This window comes from Micromonospora sp. NPDC005194 (assembly GCF_040608335.1).
Classification (GTDB): Bacteria; Actinomycetota; Actinomycetes; order Mycobacteriales; family Micromonosporaceae; genus Micromonospora.
Map to the genome: position 1 here is coordinate 1 of NZ_JBEXIA010000025.1, position 17,525 is coordinate 17,525.

15 protein-coding genes are annotated in these 17,525 nt (G+C 71.7%); 14 read left to right on the top strand and 1 reads right to left on the bottom strand.

Annotated elements, in window-relative coordinates; all coding sequences use genetic code 11:
- The first annotated feature begins 104 nt into the window (after window positions 1–104).
- From ABZU53_RS20915 to ABZU53_RS20945, 7 genes are all read left to right on the top strand, one after another.
- Window positions 105–800, top strand: a complete 696-nt coding sequence (locus tag ABZU53_RS20915) for a hypothetical protein (RefSeq protein WP_354862952.1) — start codon at window positions 105–107, stop codon at window positions 798–800.
- Window positions 801–949: 149 nt separating this feature from the next.
- A complete protein-coding gene (locus ABZU53_RS20920) occupies window positions 950–1,414 on the top strand; it encodes a DUF948 domain-containing protein (protein WP_354862941.1) in 465 nt (154 codons plus the stop codon).
- Window positions 1,415–1,443: 29 nt separating this feature from the next.
- Window positions 1,444–1,749 carry a hypothetical protein gene (locus ABZU53_RS20925; RefSeq protein WP_354862942.1) on the top strand — a complete coding sequence of 102 codons (306 nt, stop codon included), beginning with the start codon at window positions 1,444–1,446 and terminating at the stop codon, window positions 1,747–1,749.
- A complete protein-coding gene (gene alaS, locus ABZU53_RS20930; RefSeq protein ID WP_354862944.1) occupies window positions 1,746–4,424 on the top strand; it encodes an alanine--tRNA ligase in 2,679 nt (892 codons plus the stop codon). The genes ABZU53_RS20925 and alaS overlap by 4 nt, the downstream gene beginning before the upstream one ends.
- 73 nt (window positions 4,425–4,497) lie before the next feature.
- Window positions 4,498–4,956 (top strand): Holliday junction resolvase RuvX, encoded by a 459-nt coding sequence (gene ruvX / locus ABZU53_RS20935; protein WP_354862946.1) that lies wholly within the window; start codon window positions 4,498–4,500, stop codon window positions 4,954–4,956.
- Window positions 4,956–6,152, top strand: coding sequence for an endolytic transglycosylase MltG (gene mltG / locus ABZU53_RS20940; protein ID WP_354862947.1), 1,197 nt, complete (start codon window positions 4,956–4,958; stop codon window positions 6,150–6,152). The genes ruvX and mltG overlap by 1 nt, the downstream gene beginning before the upstream one ends.
- A 171-nt stretch (window positions 6,153–6,323) precedes the next feature.
- Window positions 6,324–6,632 (top strand): hypothetical protein, encoded by a 309-nt coding sequence (locus ABZU53_RS20945; protein WP_354862949.1) that lies wholly within the window; start codon window positions 6,324–6,326, stop codon window positions 6,630–6,632.
- A gap of 199 nt (window positions 6,633–6,831) precedes the next feature.
- Here ABZU53_RS20945 and ABZU53_RS20950 read toward each other — a convergent pair whose 3' ends face one another.
- Entirely contained in the window at window positions 6,832–7,323 is a 492-nt protein-coding gene (locus ABZU53_RS20950; RefSeq protein ID WP_354862950.1) for a peptidoglycan-binding domain-containing protein, read from the bottom strand.
- Window positions 7,324–7,476: 153 nt separating this feature from the next.
- Between ABZU53_RS20950 and ABZU53_RS20955 the strand changes: the two genes are divergently transcribed.
- From ABZU53_RS20955 to ABZU53_RS20985, 7 genes are all read left to right on the top strand, one after another.
- The gene (locus tag ABZU53_RS20955; RefSeq protein ID WP_355067080.1) at window positions 7,477–8,325 is read left to right on the top strand and encodes a shikimate dehydrogenase; all 849 of its coding nucleotides are present in this window, start codon (window positions 7,477–7,479) and stop codon (window positions 8,323–8,325) included.
- A 98-nt stretch (window positions 8,326–8,423) separates the two neighbouring features.
- Window positions 8,424–10,130: a glycosyl hydrolase gene (locus ABZU53_RS20960; protein WP_354862964.1), complete on the top strand. Its 1,707-nt coding sequence runs from the start codon at window positions 8,424–8,426 to the stop codon at window positions 10,128–10,130.
- A gap of 224 nt (window positions 10,131–10,354) precedes the next feature.
- Window positions 10,355–12,292, top strand: a complete 1,938-nt coding sequence (locus ABZU53_RS20965; RefSeq protein ID WP_355067081.1) for a hypothetical protein — start codon at window positions 10,355–10,357, stop codon at window positions 12,290–12,292.
- 95 nt (window positions 12,293–12,387) lie between these two features.
- Entirely contained in the window at window positions 12,388–12,939 is a 552-nt protein-coding gene (locus ABZU53_RS20970) for an acyltransferase (protein ID WP_354862968.1), read from the top strand.
- Window positions 12,932–14,530: a lipopolysaccharide biosynthesis protein gene (locus ABZU53_RS20975; RefSeq protein ID WP_355067082.1), complete on the top strand. Its 1,599-nt coding sequence runs from the start codon at window positions 12,932–12,934 to the stop codon at window positions 14,528–14,530. The genes ABZU53_RS20970 and ABZU53_RS20975 overlap by 8 nt, the downstream gene beginning before the upstream one ends.
- 96 nt (window positions 14,531–14,626) lie before the next feature.
- Window positions 14,627–15,895 carry an O-antigen ligase family protein gene (locus ABZU53_RS20980; RefSeq protein WP_354862972.1) on the top strand — a complete coding sequence of 423 codons (1,269 nt, stop codon included), beginning with the start codon at window positions 14,627–14,629 and terminating at the stop codon, window positions 15,893–15,895.
- Window positions 15,892–17,517, top strand: coding sequence for a lipopolysaccharide biosynthesis protein (locus ABZU53_RS20985; RefSeq protein ID WP_355067083.1), 1,626 nt, complete (start codon window positions 15,892–15,894; stop codon window positions 17,515–17,517). The genes ABZU53_RS20980 and ABZU53_RS20985 overlap by 4 nt, the downstream gene beginning before the upstream one ends.
- Window positions 17,518–17,525: the final 8 nt, after the last annotated feature.

Sequence of the window (17,525 nt, forward strand, 5' to 3'; positions counted from 1 at the left end):
ATCGGCATGGTCGGGTTCTGGTACAACAAGGACCTCTTCGCCCGCGCCGGCATCAGGTGCCCACCGCGACCGCGCCGGTCGCCGAACCGGCCGACGGGCCCGCACTGCGCGCGGCCGGCCAGGACGCGTCCGCCGACGACGACGCCCCGGGCGCCCGTTCCGAGGTACGCCGGCAGTCGCGCGAACGACGCCGGCTGCGGGTGGCCGTCCTGGCGCTGGTCAGCGTCGTGCTGCTCGGCGCGGTACCGCTCTTCTTCGGCGTCCGCACGCTGAGCCGGGACCCGGTCTTCGACAACCTGGACCAGCTCGCCGTGCCCGCGTGGGCCGCGACGAAGACGGTCGACGACGTCAGCGGCAGCCGCTGGTGCCTGCTCGACTGCCGGCTGCGCGAGCGCACCGTCACCTCGGAGAAGTCGCCGGAGGAGACGGCGAAGGTCTACGAGGACGCGCTGCGCCAGGACGGCTGGCGACCGTGGAAGGTGAGCCGCTGCCCGGAGCAGGAGACGAAGGGCAGCTACACGTGCTGGCGTCAGGACGAGCTGACCCTCGACCTGTGGGTACGGGCGCCGGCCTGCGTACCGCCGCCGGTCGACGGGGAGCCGGCGATCGTGCCGTCTCCGGAGCCGTCGGCCGCTGCGGGGGAGTGCACCGGCTCGTTGGTGTCGGTGAAGGTGCGCAACGCGATCGACGATGAGCGGACCAGGCCGCAGCCCAGCACCGATCCGTCACTGACCGGAGAGGACCCGTTCCCGACGGTCAGCGGAGATCCGCTGGGCGACGTGACACCCTCACCGTCCTGAGCCGCTCTCCATCACGGACGGTAGGGTCTGGGGCTGGCGGGCCCGCCCGTGCCCGGCGACCGGCGACGGCTCGGTGGGTTCGGTGGGCGCCAGGTTGTGCGTTCCGGGGACGTCGGGTCCGGCGGAAATCTGCTTGAGGAGGGACACGCGTGGGCGACATTTTAGAGGTCGCGGCGCTGATCGCGGCGTGCGCGTTCGCGGTGCTGGTGCTCATCCTGACGCTGCCGATCCTACGGCTGCGGCACACGGTGGACGCCACCACGCGCATGATCAACGACCTCAACGATCGGACGGCGCCGCTGCTCGGCGACGTGAACACCACGGTGAAGAACGTCAACGTCGCCCTGGAGCAGGTGCAGACCTCGCTCGACGGCGTGAACCTGCAGCTGGCGAAGGTCGACACGATGACCAGCCACGCCCAGAACGTCACCGCCAACGTCGCCAACCTCGCCACAGTGGTCTCCGCCGCGGCCGCGAACCCGCTGGTCAAGGTGGCCGCGTTCGGCTACGGCGTGCGCAAGGCCGCCGCCGGCCGCCGGCACGCCGAGACCGAGCGCGAGGTGCGCGACACCATCAAGCAGCAGCGGCGGGCCGCCCGGCGCGGCAACCGCTGACCGGCCGGGCCAGCAGGAGGTAGCAGGACATGAGGCGGTTGTTCTGGCTCGGCATCGGCGTGGCCGTCGGCGTGATCGTGGTCCGCAAGGCGACCCGGACCGCGCAGGCGTACACCCCGGCCGGCATCGCCAGCTCGTTGTCGGAATCCGCTGGCGGCCTGGTGGAATCGCTGCGTAGCTTCGTGGAGGACGTCCGGATCGGGATGGCCGAGCGCGAGCAGGAGATCCACCAGGCGTTCGCCCAGGGTGAGGCGTTCGATGACCAGTTCGCCGAGCTGCGGGAGTCCCCGCGGATCGGCGATCGAGACATTTTTCCGGAGGAACACCAGCGATGAAGACGGCGGAGATCAAGCGGCGGTACCTCGCGCACTTCGAGGCGAACGGCCACGCCGTGGTGCCGTCCGCTCCGCTGCCCGCCATCAGCGACCCGAACCTGCTGTTCGTCAACGCCGGCATGGTGCAGTTCGTGCCCTACTTCCTGGGCCAGCAGACCCCGCCGTACCGGCGGGCGGTCAGCGTGCAGAAGTGCCTGCGCACCCCGGACATCGACGAGGTCGGCAAGACCAGCCGGCACGGCACGTTCTTCCAGATGAACGGCAACTTCTCCTTCGGTGACTACTTCAAGGCCGGCGCGATCCCGCTGGCGTGGGAGTTGTCCACGAAGCCGATCGCCGAGGGTGGCTACGGGCTGGATCCGGAGCGGATCTGGCCGACGATCTACCTCGACGACGACGAGGCGTACGAGATCTGGCGGTCGGTGGGTGTGCCGGCCGAGCGGATCGTCCGCCGGGGCAAGGCGGACAACTTCTGGTCGATGGGCATTCCCGGGCCGTGCGGTCCGTCGTCGGAGCTGTTCTACGACCGGGGCCCGGAGTACGGCCGCGAGGGCGGCCCGGCGGTCGACGAGGACCGCTACATGGAGTACTGGAACCTCGTGTTCATGCAGTTCGAGCGCGGTCCGGGCACCACCAAGGAGGACTACCCGATCCTGGGTGACCTGCCGGCGCAGAACATCGACACCGGCATGGGCCTGGAGCGGATGGCCTCGATCCTGCAGGGCGTCGACAACCTCTACGAGATCGACGAGGTCCGGCCGATCCTCGCCCGGGCGGCCGAGCTGACCGGCAAGCGCTACGGCGCGCACTCCGGGCACGTGGCCAGCGAGTCGCACCCGGACGACATCCGGCTGCGGGTGGTCGCCGACCACGTACGGACCGCGCTGATGCTGATCGGCGACGGCGTGACCCCGAGCAACGAGGGCCGTGGCTACGTGCTGCGCCGGATCATGCGCCGGGCGATCCGGTCGATCCGACTGCTCGGCTGGCAGGACCGGGCGCTGCCGGAGCTGCTGCCGGTCGCGCGGGACTGCATGGCGCCGTCGTACCCGGAGCTGGCGACCGACTTCGACCGGATCGCGCAGTACGCGTACGCCGAGGAGGAAGCCTTCCTGTCGACGCTGCGCGCCGGGACGACGATCCTGGACACCGCGATCGCCGAGACCCGCACGGCGGGCGGCACGGCGCTGTCCGGGGCGAAGGCGTTCCAGCTGCACGACACGTACGGCTTCCCGATCGACCTGACCCTGGAGATCGCGGCGGAGCAGGGCCTCACGGTCGACGACGAGGGCTTCCGCCGGCTGATGGCCGACCAGCGGACCCGGGCGAAGGCGGACGCGCAGGCCCGCAAGACGGGGCACACCGACGTGTCGGCGTACCGGTCGGTGCTCGACGCGGGTGGCCCGGTGACGTTCACCGGCTACAGCGAGGTGGCCCGCGAGTCGCGGGTGCGGGCGCTGCTGGGCTCCGACGGCCCGCGTCAGGCGGCGACCGAGGGTGAGACCGTCGAGTTGGTGCTCGACACGACCCCGTTCTACGCCGAGGGCGGTGGCCAGCAGCCCGACCACGGCATCATCACCGTCGGCGACGGTCAGGTCGAGGTGCTCGACGTGCAGCAGCCGGTGCCCGGCCTGATCGTGCACCGGGCCCGGGTCATCCGGGGTGAGGTGCACCCCGGCGACACCGGCTACGCCGAGATCGACACCACCCGGCGGCGGGCGATCTCCCGGTCGCACACGGCCACCCACCTGGTGCACCAGACCATGCGCAACTTCCTCGGCGAGTCGGCCACCCAGGCGGGTTCGCTGAACGCCCCGGGTCGGCTGCGGTTCGACTTCAACACCCCGACGGGTGTGTCGCCTACCGTTCTGCGCGACGTGGAGCAGCAGGTCAACGAGGTGCTCCTGGCCGACCTGGAGGTGCACGCCTTCATCACCTCGCTCGACGAGGCGCGGCGGATCGGCGCGATGGCGCTGTTCGGCGAGAAGTACGGCGAGGAGGTGCGGGTCGTCGAGGTCGGCGACTACGCCCGCGAGCTGTGCGGCGGCACGCACGTGGCCCGCTCGGCCCAGCTCGGTCTCGTGAAGATCCTCTCCGAGTCGTCCATCGGCTCCGGTGTCCGCCGGGTCGAGGCGCTGGTCGGCATGGACGCCTTCGGCTTCCTGGCCAAGGAGCACCTGCTGGTCTCCCGGCTGGCCGAGCTGTACCGGGTGCCCAACGACCAGGTCGCCGACCGGGTGGAGCAGACGGTGACCCAGCTGCGGGACGCGGAGAAGGAGCTGGAGAAGCTGCGCGCCCAGTTGGTGCTGGGTGGCGCGGCGGCGCTCGCGGCGCAGGCCAAGGATGTGCGCGGGGTGGCGTACGTGGGCACCGAGGCGCCGGAGGGCGCGGCCGGTAACGACGTACGGACCCTGGCGCAGGAGATTCGCGGCAAGATCGACCCGGCGCGGCCGGCGGTGGTCGCGGTGGCGGCCCGCGCGAACGGCAAGGCGTCGCTGGTGGTGGCGGTCAACGCGGCCGCCCGCAGTCGGGGTCTGGCCGCCTCGGACCTGGTGAAGGCGGCGTTCTCCGGGCGCGGCGGGGGTAGCCCCGACCTGGCCCAGGGCGGCGGCCTGCCGGCGGCCGAGGCGCCGAACCTGCTGCTCACCGTCGAGAAGGCGATCACCGAGGCGTGATGGACGGTCATGGTCGACCAGGGCGGACCGATCGGTCCGCCCTGGTTCGTCGACAGCCGAGGGGTGACCGTCGGTGAGTGGCTTCACACGGGGCGTTCGTATTGGCGTGGACGTCGGTCAGGTGCGCGTCGGGGTGTCCCGCTCGGATCCGGACGGGGTGCTGGCCACGCCGCTGGTCACCCTCGCCCGCGATCTCACCGCCGCGCCGGACGCGGTGCCGAGCGACCTTGCCCAGCTCGCGGCCCTGGTGGCCGAACATCAAGCGGTCGAGGTTGTCGTCGGCCTTCCGGTCAACCTGGCCGGCAAACACGGTCCCGCGGCGGTCGGAGTGAAGGCGTACGCTGACCGATTGGTCGATGTGATAGCGCCCGTACCGGTAACGCTTACCGACGAGAGGATGTCGACCGTGGTCGCTTCTCGTAGGCTTGCCGAACGTGGCGTCCGAGGTAAACGTCAACGTGCGGTTGTCGACCAGGCGGCCGCGGTGGAGATCCTGCAGAGCTGGCTGGACGCGCAGCGGAGGCGGACGTAATGATCGACGATCTGGATCTTGGGTTTGACGAGCCGGAGCGGGGTGAGAAGGGCCGGCACCGGCGCAGCTTCCGTAAGCGCAAGGGCGGTTCTGGTGGTGGCCGGGGCAAGACCTTCCTGGCGCTGCTGATGGCCCTGCTCCTGTTGGGCGGCATCGGTGGCGGCGCGTTCTACGGGTTCGACCGGATCCAGAACTACTTCGTCACCCCCGACTACGACGGTGCCGGGTCCGGTGAGATCACCGTCGAGATCAAGAACGGCGCGTTGCTGGCCGACATGGCCGACGCCCTGGTCGCGGCGGACGTGGTGAAGAGCCAGAAGGCGTTCATCGAGGCCGCCGAGGCCAACTCGCGCAGCAAGAACATCCAGCCGGGCACGTACAAGCTGCGCAAGCAGATGAGCGGCGCGAGTGCCGTGACGGCCATGCTCGACCTGAAGAACAAGATCGTCAACGGGCTGACCATCCCCGAGGGCCGCACCAGCAAGAACATCTACAAGCTGCTCTCCGACAAGACCAAGATCCCGGTCAAGGAGTTCGAGGCCGCCGCGAAGGACCCGGAGGCGCTCGGCGTCCCGGACTGGTGGTTCAAGCGCGACGACGGCAAGAAGGTCGTCAAGTCCATCGAGGGCTTCCTCTATCCGGACACGTACGAGATCCCGCCCAAGGCCACGGCCGAGAGCATCCTCAAGCTGATGGTGGACAACTTCCTCTCCGTGACCGGCGAGATGAAGTTCGCCGACCGGGTGCAGAAGGAGCGGGGTGGCGTCAGCCCGTACGAGGCGTTGATCGTGGCGTCGCTGGCCCAGGCCGAGGCCGGCAACAAGGACGACCTGGGCAAGGTCGCGCGGGTGGCCTACAACCGGGTGTACGGCGAGTTCAACTGCAACTGCCTGGAGATGGACGTCACGGTCAACTACTGGTTGGAGTTGACCGGTAAGCCGACCAAGACATCGGCCGAGATGAATCAGTCGGAGCTGCTCGACACCACGAGCCCGTACAGCCGCAAGCTGAGGGGCCTGATTCCGACTCCCATCAACAACCCCGGTAAACCGGCGCTGGAGGGTGCGATGGACCCGCCGGTGGGCAAGTGGCTCTACTTCGTGGCGATCGACAAGCAGGGGCATTCCGCTTTCGCCGAGACGTACGAGGAGCAGAAGCGTAACGAGGCCAAGGCCAAGGAGGCTGGGGTGATCTGATGCCGCCCGTTCCCATCTCGGGTTCACCGTCACGCCGCGCTGGCGGGGCAGCGCACTTCTCCTCTGCCTCTTAGGCTGCCGCTGTCCGTATCGACAGTCTTGAGAACGGGGGGAATGGTTGTGACCACGAAGAGATGGACGGCGCGAGCTGGAGCGGTCGCCTCGACGGCTATGGTGCTGCTTGCCTTCGCGGCAGTGCCGGCACAGGCCGCTGAGGTCACCAGGAGCACCACCGGTGCCGCAGGTCGGGCCGTCTACATCAAGAATGGTGACTGGGACCTCTACGCCCGGGACCCGCTGACCGATGGGCACTGCGCCCGTTGGCAGGAGCGCGCCCCGGGTAGCAGCTCGTGGTCGTGGAAGGGCAACTCGATCTGCACCTCGTCGGAAGGTTGGGCGGCCTTCGCGCGGTCGGGCTACTCCTACCGGATCTGCCGCACCGGTATCGGCAACTGCTCGTCGGTGGCTACGCTCCCCTGACCAGGTGAGAAACCGGCCGAAGCCGGTTGACGGGTAGCGGTCCGGCCGGTGGCTCAGATAACGGCGGACACGGTACCGGCAGCCGTCCCGCGCCGCCCGCAACAGTGCGAAGGCTCCCTTTCCAATGGTGACCGATAATGTGTCGGCTTGGAAAGGGAGCCTTCACGCTGGCCCTGATGAGAGACGATTTACGTCATTGTCAGTGGCTGGTGCCGGTCCATGAGCCGGTGCGCGGGTTCAGGAACGTCCACACCCCGTTGCTGTTCTGCTTGCGCAGCGCGAACGTGCGGTTGTAGCCGTAGTAGAAGTACCCGGTCTGGGTGCTCGTGTCGTAGCCGGTGTTGCGGTTGACCGCGCCGTACGCCTTGCCCCAGGTCTGCGGCCCGACCGACCCGTCGATGCCGATGTTCATCACGTCCTGCCAGGTCCTGGTCTTGGCGGCGGTGTTGGAGCCGTACTCGCCGTCGATGAAGCTGGTGCCGACGGTGCCGCTGAGGTCGTCGGCCCAGATGATGGCCTGCCAGAGGCGCACGATGTTGCCGGCGCGCACGCACGAGCTGGACGCGCACAGCTCGTGGTTGTCCGACCAGCTGCCCGCCGCGCTGTCCGCACGCGCGGGTGCGGCGGCCATCAACGAAAGGCTGAAGGCCGCGGCAATCGCGATGAGGACGCGCAGAATCCGTTTGTTCATGGTTCCCCCCTGTTTCCGATCGATCGTCCTGCGCCGAATGCTTTCACCGACGTCGATGGAACGTCAAGCGAACACCGTGGGCGCGGTCGGCGACGGGTGGTGCGGTGGTCGGTGCGGTGGGTAGGGTCGAGGCGACGTGTACGGGGGGCGGACATGACGCGGACCGTGGTGGCCCGTCGGGCCGCGGTGCTGGGCAAACCCATCGCGCACTCCCTGTCGCCGGTGATCCACACCGCCGGCTACGCCGCCGCCGGGCTGGCCGGGTGGTCGTACACCCGGGTCGAGTGCGCGGCCGCGGAGCTGCCGGCCCTGGTCGCCGGCCTGGGCCCCGAGTGGGCCGGGCTGTCGGTGACCATGCCGGGCAAGGAGGCGGCGCTCGCCGTGGCCGACGCCGCGTCGCCGGTCGCCGTCGCGGTCGGCGCGGCCAACACGTTGGTACGCCGTCCGGACGGCTCCTGGTACGCGGACAACACCGACGTCGGCGGCATGGTCGATGTGCTCACCGGGGCCGGGGTGGCGCCCGGCGCCACCCTGACCGTCCTCGGCGCGGGGGGAACGGCCCGCGCCGCGCTCGCCGCCGCCGCACGGCTGGCGTGCTCCTCGGTGACTGTGGTGGCCCGCCGGGTCGAGGCGGTCGACGAGCTTCGCCCGGTGGCCGACGCCCTCGACGTGGCGCTGGCGGGTGGTGCCTGGGCCGACGCGCCCCGGCACCTCGCCGCCGCCGACGTGGTCGTCTCCACCGTCCCGAAGGGGGTCGCCGACCCGCTCGCCGGCGTGGTGACGTGGCGGTCGGACGGGGTCTACTTCGACGCGCTGTACGACCCGTGGCCGACGCCGCTGGCCGCGTCCGCCCGCGCGGCCGGTCTGCGGGTGGTGTCCGGACTGGACCTGCTGCTGGCGCAGGCGGTGGGCCAGTTCGAGCAGTTCACCGGCGTTGCCGCGCCGGTCGAGGCGATGCGGGAGGCGCTGATGGCGGCCCGTCGGGGCGCCTTCCTTAGCTGACGGTTAAGACGCGCTTACGGGAAACTGTCCTGCCCGCGACATGCCCTGGTCGTCGATACGCTGCTCACGGTTACCGCAGCAGACACAGGGAGTTCTCCTTGACCAGGCATGGACTGCACCGCATCACCCGGCTCCGCAACGGTCCCCGGCGCAAGGCGATCGCCATCGGCGTGGTCGGCGGTGCGGTGGTGGCCGGCATCGTGGCGACCATGATGCCGCTGCTGGCCAGCGACGATCTGTCGATCCGCGCGGTGGCGGACACCACCGCGACGATGGTGACGCAGGACGGCGACAACGCCACCAAGACGACCCTGGCGACCTGCCCGGCGCGCTGCGACGGCAACCCGCGCGGTGGCCGCGAGGCGGTCGTCGAGTTCGCCGTGACCACCGTGCCGGCCGCCGCGGTCAACGTCCGGGCGACCCTGCGCATGCACGCCTGGCAGCAGTTCGCCGCCACGGTGACCGCGCACGCCTCGTCGTTGAGCGCCCGCGAGACGCGCCCGGCCCCGGCGACGGCGAGCCCCGCGCTGGACACCGTCGCCGGCGTGGCCAAGGGCGTCAACGAGTGGGACGTCTCCAAGCTGGTCACCGGCAACGGCACCTGGACGGTGTCGCTCGCCCAGACCGGTCTGGAGACCCGCGTCTACTGGGCGTCGGTCGAGAACCGCAACCCGGAGCTGCGACCCAGCCTGGTGATCAGCTACGACCTCGGCAGCGGGCCGACGTCGGCGCCGACCACCCGACCGGCGCCGCCGCCCTCGCCGACGGTCGCGCCGACGACCGCCGCGCCCCGGCCCACGCCGACGGTCGCGCCGACTCGTACGCCGACCCCGACCCAGAGCCCCACCCTCCCGTCCGGCAAGTGCGGCCAGGTGTCCGACACGCTCGTGCCGTCCTGCGGCGCCTGGTGGGGGATGTACTCACCGGCCAACGCGGGCAGCGGCTGGGACCACGGCAAGGCGATCACCGACGTCGAGGCGCAGGTCGGGCGCAAGTTCGACATCGTGCACCGCTACCACGACTTCTCCAACGCCGGCAGCAACGGCGCCTTCCCCGACGCGTACGAGACCCAGCAGATGCGCGAGGGGCGGCTGATGTTCTTCGCCTGGGAGTCCCGCGACTTCTCCGCCGGCACGACGTTGAAGTGGTCCGAGATCTACAGTGGCCGGCAGGACGCCACCATCGACGCGGTCGCCGGTCGCATCCGCGACGCCAAGGTGCCGGTGTTCCTGGGCTTCGACCACGAGCCGGAGGACGAGCCGGGCAAGGGCAGCGACGCCGACTTCGTCCGGGCCTGGAAGTACGTGTACGAGCGGTTCGCCAAGGCGGGCGCGGACAACGCCGTCTGGGTCTGGACGATGATGGGCTGGTCCGGGCACTACTCCCGGTACGCCGGCCTCTACCCCGGCGACCGGTACGTCGACTGGGTGGCCTACGACCCGTACAACTTCCACGTCTGCAACGGCAGCACCGTGTGGAAGAGCCCGAGCACCACAGTGGACGGCTTCTACCGCTGGCTCGACGAGAACGGCATCGGGGCCGGCAAGCCGCGGATGCTCGCCGAGTTCGGCACGAACTTCGACGCCAAGGACCCGGGGGCCAAGCAGCGCTGGTTCCAGGAGTTCCCGGCGGCCCTGAAGGCCCATCCGAAGATCAAGGCCGCCATCTACTTCAACTCGCCGGGCATGACCAGCCGCACGGCGACCTGTGACATGACGATGAACCACGATGCCTCCGCGGTGGCCGGCTTCACCCAGGCCGGCAAGGACGCGTACCTGCGCCAGCCCACCGGAGGTAGCCGCTGACGAGATGACGACATCGTGACGACGCACGCCGTTCATCGAGGGTCAGCCAACTGATCCTCCGGCGTTCTGTCGGCTAGCAGATTCAGGCACCGCCCAATCGGCGGATGCGCCTACCAGGCTGGGCGAGGCACGCTACCTCGGGTTCTCATCCATCTTGGAGGCGCAGCGTGCCCAAACTCTCGCACTTGTGGCGTTTGTCAGTACGACGTCGTACTCGGGCGGGGGTGGTCGCTCTGGCGGTCGTCGCCGCGGTGCTCAGCGTGCCCTCGGTGTCCTCGGCGGCGGTGGTGCCGGTCCCCGGGACCGCGACCCTGGTGTCCGCGAATCCCAGCGACACGACCCCGCACGCCCGCGACGGCGAGACCCGCGCCTTCGCGCAGGTCGGCAACACCGTCTTCGTCGGCGGCAGCTTCACCCAGCTGCGACAGACCGCCAGCTCCGCGTGGATCACGCAGCGCTACCTCTTCGCGTACGACCGGACCACCGGCACCATGTCCACGAGCTTCCTGCCGGTGCTCGACGGCGCGGTCAACACGTTGCTCGCCGGCCCCGGCGGGACGCTGATCGTCGGCGGCGCCTTCAAGAACGTCAACGGCGTCTCCCGCAAGAACCTGGTCGCGCTGAACCCCGCGACCGGCGCGATCATCGACAGCTGGGTCGGGCGCTCCGACGGTGGCACCGTCCGCGACCTGGTCCTGTCGGGCAACTCGCTCTACGTGGCCGGCGCGTTCAACTGGCTCAACGGCACCGCGCACGCCGGTCTCGGCCGGCTCAACGCGACGACCGGCGCGATCGACCCGACGTTCGCCGTCGACGCCACCGTCGGGCGGCACGGCACCACGTCGTACGTGTGGACGATCGACGTCACGCCGGACGGCGGCACCCTGGTGCTGGGCGGCAACTTCACGCTCGTCAACGACCTGCCGCGTAACCAGATCGCGCTTGTCGACCTCACCGGCACCCCGACGGTGCTGGACTGGAGCACCGAGAAGTACGTGCCGCCGTGCGCGGCCCCGACGACGTTCGTGCACTACGTGCAGGACGTGCGGTTCGGCGAGGACGGCAGCTGGTTCGTGGTCGGCTCCAACGGCGGCGGCGGTTGGCCGACCGCCTACTGCGACGCCCTGGTCCGTTTCGAGACCCCCGCCCGGGGCGCCGGCCAGCTCGCCACCTGGGTCGACTTCACCGGCAACGACACCATCACCTCGGTCGAGGTGGCCGACAACGTCATCTACCTCGGCGGGCACTTCCGGTGGCTGAACAACCCGAACGCCAACGACGCCGCCGGCAACGGCGCGATCGACCGGCTCGGCATCGGCGCGGTCACCCCGGCCACCGGCCTGCCGGTGAACTGGAACCCGCGCCGCAGCGGCAGCGCCTCGATGCCCGCCGGCACCACCGCCTGGGGGTCCGCGGTGCCGGTGCTCTGGCGCGGCTCGGACGGCCTCTACTTCGGGCACAACTCCGACGGCATGGGCGAGGAGTACCACGGACGGCTCGGCATGTTCCCGCTCGCCGGCGGGCGTACGTTCACCGCGAAGAACCCGCCGTCGGCGACCACCGGCAACCTCTACCTGGCCACCGCCCCGGGCGCCGTGACCAAGGTGCCGTTCGACGGCGCCGCGCTGGGCACCTCGACCGTGGTCAGCCAGGCCGCCTACACCGCGGCCGGCGCGACCTGGCGGGTCGACGACCGGATCTACTGGGCGCACACCGTCGCGGGTACGCCCACCGGCAGCCGGATCGACGTCTCGCTGTTCAACGGCGGCGCGATCGGGTCGCCGTGGGAGGCGTCCGGCTACAACGACTGGTTCAACCCGGCGCTGCTGACCGGGGCCTTCTACCTCGACGGCCGGCTCTACTACACCCGGACCGGCACCAACAACCTCTACTACCGCTACTTCGAGATCGACGGCAACTATCTGGGCGCCACCGAGTTCGCGCTGCCCACCACCGGTGTCACCTGGTCGGCTGTGCGCGGCATGGCCTGGGTCGGCGGTCGGATCGTCTACGGTGCCACCGACGGCACGCTGCGCAGCGTGCCGTTCGACCCGACGGCCGCGCCGACCGCCGTGGTCAACGGCGCCACGGCGACGGTCATCGCCACAGCGGCGCCCGAGTTGTCCTGGTCTACCCCCTCGATGTTCTTCTCCGTGCAGTAACGGTCAACCGTTGGTAACGGAGCATCGGTAGATTGTTCGCGTTGGGTCGGCGGCGGGACCACCGCCGCCGACCCCACGATGTGGGGGAGGGGTCGTTGGTCGGCGCCGCTGGCATCCGCGCGAAACGCGCCGTGCACCTGGTCTTCGCGCTCAAACGCGCGTGGTACAGGCTGCGCTACCGCCGGCTCACGCTCGGCCGGGACGTGGAGATCCGAGGTCGGATCCGGCTGCGCCGGGGCGTACGGGTCAGCATCGGCGACCGGAGCCGCCTCAACAAACTGGTCCGCTTCGCCGGCCCCGGCGAGGTGCGCATCGGCGCCGACTGTCTGCTGAACGCCACCTGGATCGGCACCTGGACGTCGGTGACGGTGGGAGACCGGTGCCTCCTGTCCGACTGCGAACTCCTCGACAACGACTTCCACAACCTGCCGCCCGAGCAGCGGCACGCCCCGCCCGGCCCGGCCACGCGCGCCCCGATCGTCCTTGAGGACAACGTGTGGATCGGCGCGCACGCCCTGGTCCTCAAGGGGGTCCGGGTCGGCCGGAACAGCGTCGTGGGCGCCGCGACGGTGGTGCGCGCGGACGTGCCACCGGGCGTCGTCGTCGTCGGCAATCCTCAACAGACGGTGAAGAAGTTCCATGACTGACACGACGCCCGCCTCCTGGCCGACGGACGGCCCGTCCGCCGGCACCGCCCGTACCGTCACGCTCACCGACCTGCTGCGGGTGCCGATGCACCGGCTGCGGCTGGTGGTCGCGGTGGCCCTGGTCGGCCTGCTCGCCGCCCTCGGCTACGTGCTGCTCGTGCCGGCGGCGGTGACCGCGAGCGCGGTGGTGGCGGTCCGCCCGGTGGTCACCGACGCCTTCACCCCCAGCGGTGCGGGTGCCGACCGCGCCGTCAACATGAACGTGGAGAGCGGTCTCGCCACCGGCACCCAGGTGGTCCAACGTCTCGCCGACGCCGCCGGCGGCGACCCGCGCGAGATCCGCAACGCCCTCGAGGTCGAGGTCCCCACCGGCGGGCAGATCCTGCGCTTCAGCTACCAGGCGCCCGACGCGCAGCGGGCGGTGCAGGGGGCCAACCTCGCCGCGCAGGCGTACCTCGACGTGCGGCGCACCATGTACGAGCAGCAGCGCGCCGAGATGCTGCGCTCCTACGACGCCAGCATCACCAAGGTCGCCGCCCAGCAGGTCGCCGTCCAGAAGCGGGTGAGCAGCGCCAAGGGCACCGCCGCCGGCGACGCCGCGCTGGCCGAACTGTCCGGCATCAACAACCAGCTCACCCAGCTCAACGCCGCCCGTACCGAGATCGCCGCGGTCGACGTCAACCCCGGCTGGGTCACCCAGACCGCCGAGCGGGCACTGGCCACCTCCGCCGGGCACCGGCCGCTCTACCTGGTCGCCGGCCTGCTCGGCGGCGCGCTGATCGGCGTCGTGCTGGCGTACGCCTGGGAGTCGACCGACCGGCGGGTCCGCTCGGTCAACGACGGTCGGGACGCCAGCGGCCTGCCGCTGCTCGGCACGGTGCGTCGGCCGGCGTTTCGGGGCAGCCCCCGGGCCGTCGACGCGGACATCCGCTACGTGGCGATGGCGGTCGCCGAGCGGGTCCGCCAACCGGCCCGGGTCGCGCTGGTCACCGCCCGGGAAGACGCCACGGCCCTCACCGCCGGGCTGGCCGTGGCGCTCGCCGCCGACGGCCGGGAGGTCTTCGTCGCCGACGACAGCGGGCGCGTGGAGCGCCTGCGCGCCGCCGTCCTCGCCGACCGCGGGCGGCTGCCCGTCGACCCGTCCCGGCCGCTGGTGCCCAAGCCCCGCCCGGCTGGCGCTCCGAGCCCGGCCGGCGCCACCGCGGAGAGCCCGGCGCCTCGGCGGCCCTCCCCGCACCCGCCCGGCGCCCGTCCGTCCACCGACCCGGACGCCACGCTGACCCTGCCCCGGGTGACGTCCGGCCACGCCGAGAACGGCCGGCCGACGTCGGCGGACGAGGTGACCGTGGGGGTGGGCAGCGTCCGCTTCGGCACCTGGCGGCAGGGCGCGGACCACGGGCTGGTGCTGTTCAACGCCCCACCTGCGGAGTCCGACGAGCGTGGCGTGGCGGTGGCCCGCCAGGGCAGCGCCGTGGTGGTCATCGAGCGGGACCGCACCCGGCAGAGCGACCTGCGGCGGCTCGTCGAGCGGCTGCGCGCCGCCGGGGTCACCCCGCTGGGCTTCGTGCTCACCCGCAACGGCCGGGTCTGACCGGTGTCGCTCACCCGCGCCCCGGCGACCGAGCCGCCACCCGGCGACGCCGCCGCCCCCCTCGGGCCGGCGCCACCGCCTCCGCCCCCCGCCCGGCTGCCGCTCTGGCCGCTGGCGCTGATGTTCGGGCTGGTGCCGCTCTGGTGGTCGCTCGGGGCCTTCTACCTGGGCTGGCCGCTGCTGGGCGCGCTGCTGCTCGCATTGCTGCTCACCCGGGGTCGGGTGCCGCTGCCGCCGGCCGCCGGCAGCTGGCTGCTGTTCCTGGCCATCGTGGTCGTCAGCGCCACCCAACTGTCCTCGCCGGCCTCGCTGCTGACGTTCGCCCTGCGGTTGGCCTTCTACCTGACCGCGCTGGTGGTCGGGGTCTACGTCTACGCCGCCGCTCGGGAACGCGCCGACCTGGTGGCGGTGCTCACCCCGCTCTGCGCGTTCTGGTTCGCTCTGGTGGTGCTGGGCTGGCTCGGGGTGCTGGTGCCCCGGCTGGCGATGACCACCCCGATGGAGGTGCTGCTGCCCGCCGGCGTGGCTCGTACCCCGTTCATCCAGGACATGGTGCACCTGACCACCGCGGAGTACAGCGAGCGCTCGCTCAACCCGATCTACCGGCCGGCCGCGCCGTTCTCGTACACCAACAACTACGGCAGCGCGTACGCCATGACCCTGCCCTGTGTGGTGGCGTACACCATGCTGCGCCGTCGGGGTCTGCTGCGCTGGATGCTGCTGGCGTCCCTGCCGCTGTCGCTGGCGCCGGCGTTCCTCACGCTGAATCGGGCGATGTTCCTCAGCCTGGGCGCCGGGCTCGCGGTGCTCGGGGTGCGGGCCAGCATGCGCGGCAACGTCCGGGTCGCCGCGTCCATCGTCGGCGTGGTCGTGATCGGCGCGCTGGCCACCCTGGTCATCCCGATCACCGACCTGATCAGCCAGCGGGTCGATTCCAGTGACACCAACACGGACCGCCTGTCGCTCTACACGGAGGTGATCCGCCGTGTGCAGGATTCGCCGTGGCTGGGCTACGGCGCTCCGGTGAACGTGGACACGGTCTCCGCGGCCGCGCCGATCGGCACCCAGGGGCAGCTGTGGATGGTGTTGTTCAGCCACGGCGTACCGGCGCTGGTGTGTTTTCTGGCCTGGTTCGTCGCCGCCGCGGTGATCTGCGCGCGGGCGACCTCGGCGGCCGGGCAGTGGCTGGCGGTGGTGCCGGTGGTCTGCCTCGTGCAGGTCCCGTTCTACGGCATGGCCAACCAGAACCTGTCGGTCGCGTTCTTCGCGGTCGCCTTCGCCATGGCGCTCGCCGAACGGGAACGGCTGGCGAGCGCGCAGCGGCAGGGCCCGCCGCGCCCGCCGGGTACGGCGGTGCCGGCATGACCGCCGCCACCCGGCCACCGGCCGGCGCCGGCCCCGACGGCCCGCACCGCTCGGGCGCGGGCGCCGCCGGCACGGTCGACATCGGCGCGGCGGAGACGCGCCGCAGCGCCCGCAGCGGCGTGGCCGGGCTGCTCGGCGCCGCCACCAGCGGACTGTTCGGCTTCGTGCTGGCCGTGGTGATCACCCGGGGGTACGGAACGGCCGGCGCGGGCGCGTTCTTCGCCGCCATCGGCGTGGTCACCGTGGCCACCGCGGTCTGCACGCTGGGCGCGGAGACCGGTCTGATGTGGGCGCTGCCCCGGCGTCGTCTCGGAGTCCGGGGGGACGCGGCCCGGGTGCTTCCGGTGGCGCTGATCCCCCCGCTGCTGGCCGGGCTCGTGGTCGCCGGCGTCGGAGCGCTGAGCGCCGAAGCGCTCGCCCCCCGACTGCTGCGGGGCTCGGGCGACGGCGGCGACGCGTTGCTGACGCTCACCTTCGCCGCCGTGCCGGTGGTGGTGGCGATGACCCTGCTGCTGGCCGCGCTGCGCTGCGTACGACCCATTCGCGCGTACGTCGGCGTGCAGTTCCTGCTGCTGCCGGTGGCCCGCCCGGCGCTGGTCGGCGCGGCCGCGCTGGCCGGCGGCGGCCTGCTCGCCGGGATGACCGGCTGGCTGGTGCCGGCGGCGCTGGCGCTGCTGGCCTGTCTCACCCTGGTGGCCGGCCCGCTCGGCCTGGGCCGGGGCGCGGCGCTGCGACCGGGCCGGGCCGACTGGTCGACGTTCTGGCGTTTCGCGCTGCCCCGGGCCGCCTCGGCGGCCATCGACGCGGGCAGCATGTGGGTGGGGGTGCTGCTGACGTCGGTGCTGGCCGGGCCGGCCGACGCGGGCGTGTTCGGCGCGGTCGGCCGGTACGTGCTGGCCGGCCAGCTCGCCATGCAGGGGTTGCGGGTGGCGGTGTCACCGCAGCTGTCCCGGCTGCTGGGGCGTGGTGAGCGGGCCGCCGCGGCGGCCGTGCACCGGCAGTTGACCACCTGGGGGCTGGTGCTGTCCTGGCCGGTGTACCTGCTGCTCGCGGTGTTCGCGCTCGCGTTCCTGCAACTGTTCGGCCCGGAGTTCACCGCCGGCGTGCCGGCGATGACGGTGCTCGCGCTGGCGATGCTGGTGAACACCGGCGTGGGCAACGTGCAGAGCCTGCTGCTGATGGGCGGGCGCAGCGGGCTGCACCTGGTGTCCACCCTGGCCGGGCTCACCGTGACCGTCTCGCTCGGGCTCTGGCTGATCCCCGGGCACGGCGCGACGGGCGCGGCGCTCGCCTGGGCCGCCGGCATCGCCACCGAGAACCTCACCGCCGCCGCGTTCGCCCGCGCGGTGGTCGCCGAGCCGCTGGTCGACGCCGCGACGCTGCGCGCGGCGGCGGCCACCCTCGGCGGTGTGGGCCTCGCGGCGGGGATCGGCGTGCTGGCCGGGGGCCGCGGCCTGCCGGGCCTGGCGGTGTCGCTGGGCGTGCTGCTGGCCGGTTGCGTCGGCTTGTTGACGTTGCCCCGGGTGCGCGCCGGCATCCGGGTGACCATGAGGCAGATCCGTGGATCCGACGACGCGGCCACGGCCGCCGGGGTCGGCCCGGAATCGACGAGAGGCAGGTGAGGGCCATC

Coding starts and splice junctions, on each gene's coding strand:
- ABZU53_RS20925 (WP_354862942.1), top strand. CDS start 1,444: ATGAGGCGGTTGTTCTGGCTCGGCATCGGCGTGGCCGTCGGCGTGATC.
- alaS (WP_354862944.1), top strand. CDS start 1,746: ATGAAGACGGCGGAGATCAAGCGGCGGTACCTCGCGCACTTCGAGGCG.
- mltG (WP_354862947.1), top strand. CDS start 4,956: ATGATCGACGATCTGGATCTTGGGTTTGACGAGCCGGAGCGGGGTGAG.
- ABZU53_RS20945 (WP_354862949.1), top strand. CDS start 6,324: ATGGTGCTGCTTGCCTTCGCGGCAGTGCCGGCACAGGCCGCTGAGGTC.
- ABZU53_RS20950 (WP_354862950.1), bottom strand. CDS start 7,323: ATGAACAAACGGATTCTGCGCGTCCTCATCGCGATTGCCGCGGCCTTC.
- ABZU53_RS20955 (WP_355067080.1), top strand. CDS start 7,477: ATGACGCGGACCGTGGTGGCCCGTCGGGCCGCGGTGCTGGGCAAACCC.
- ABZU53_RS20975 (WP_355067082.1), top strand. CDS start 12,932: ATGACTGACACGACGCCCGCCTCCTGGCCGACGGACGGCCCGTCCGCC.
- ABZU53_RS20985 (WP_355067083.1), top strand. CDS start 15,892: ATGACCGCCGCCACCCGGCCACCGGCCGGCGCCGGCCCCGACGGCCCG.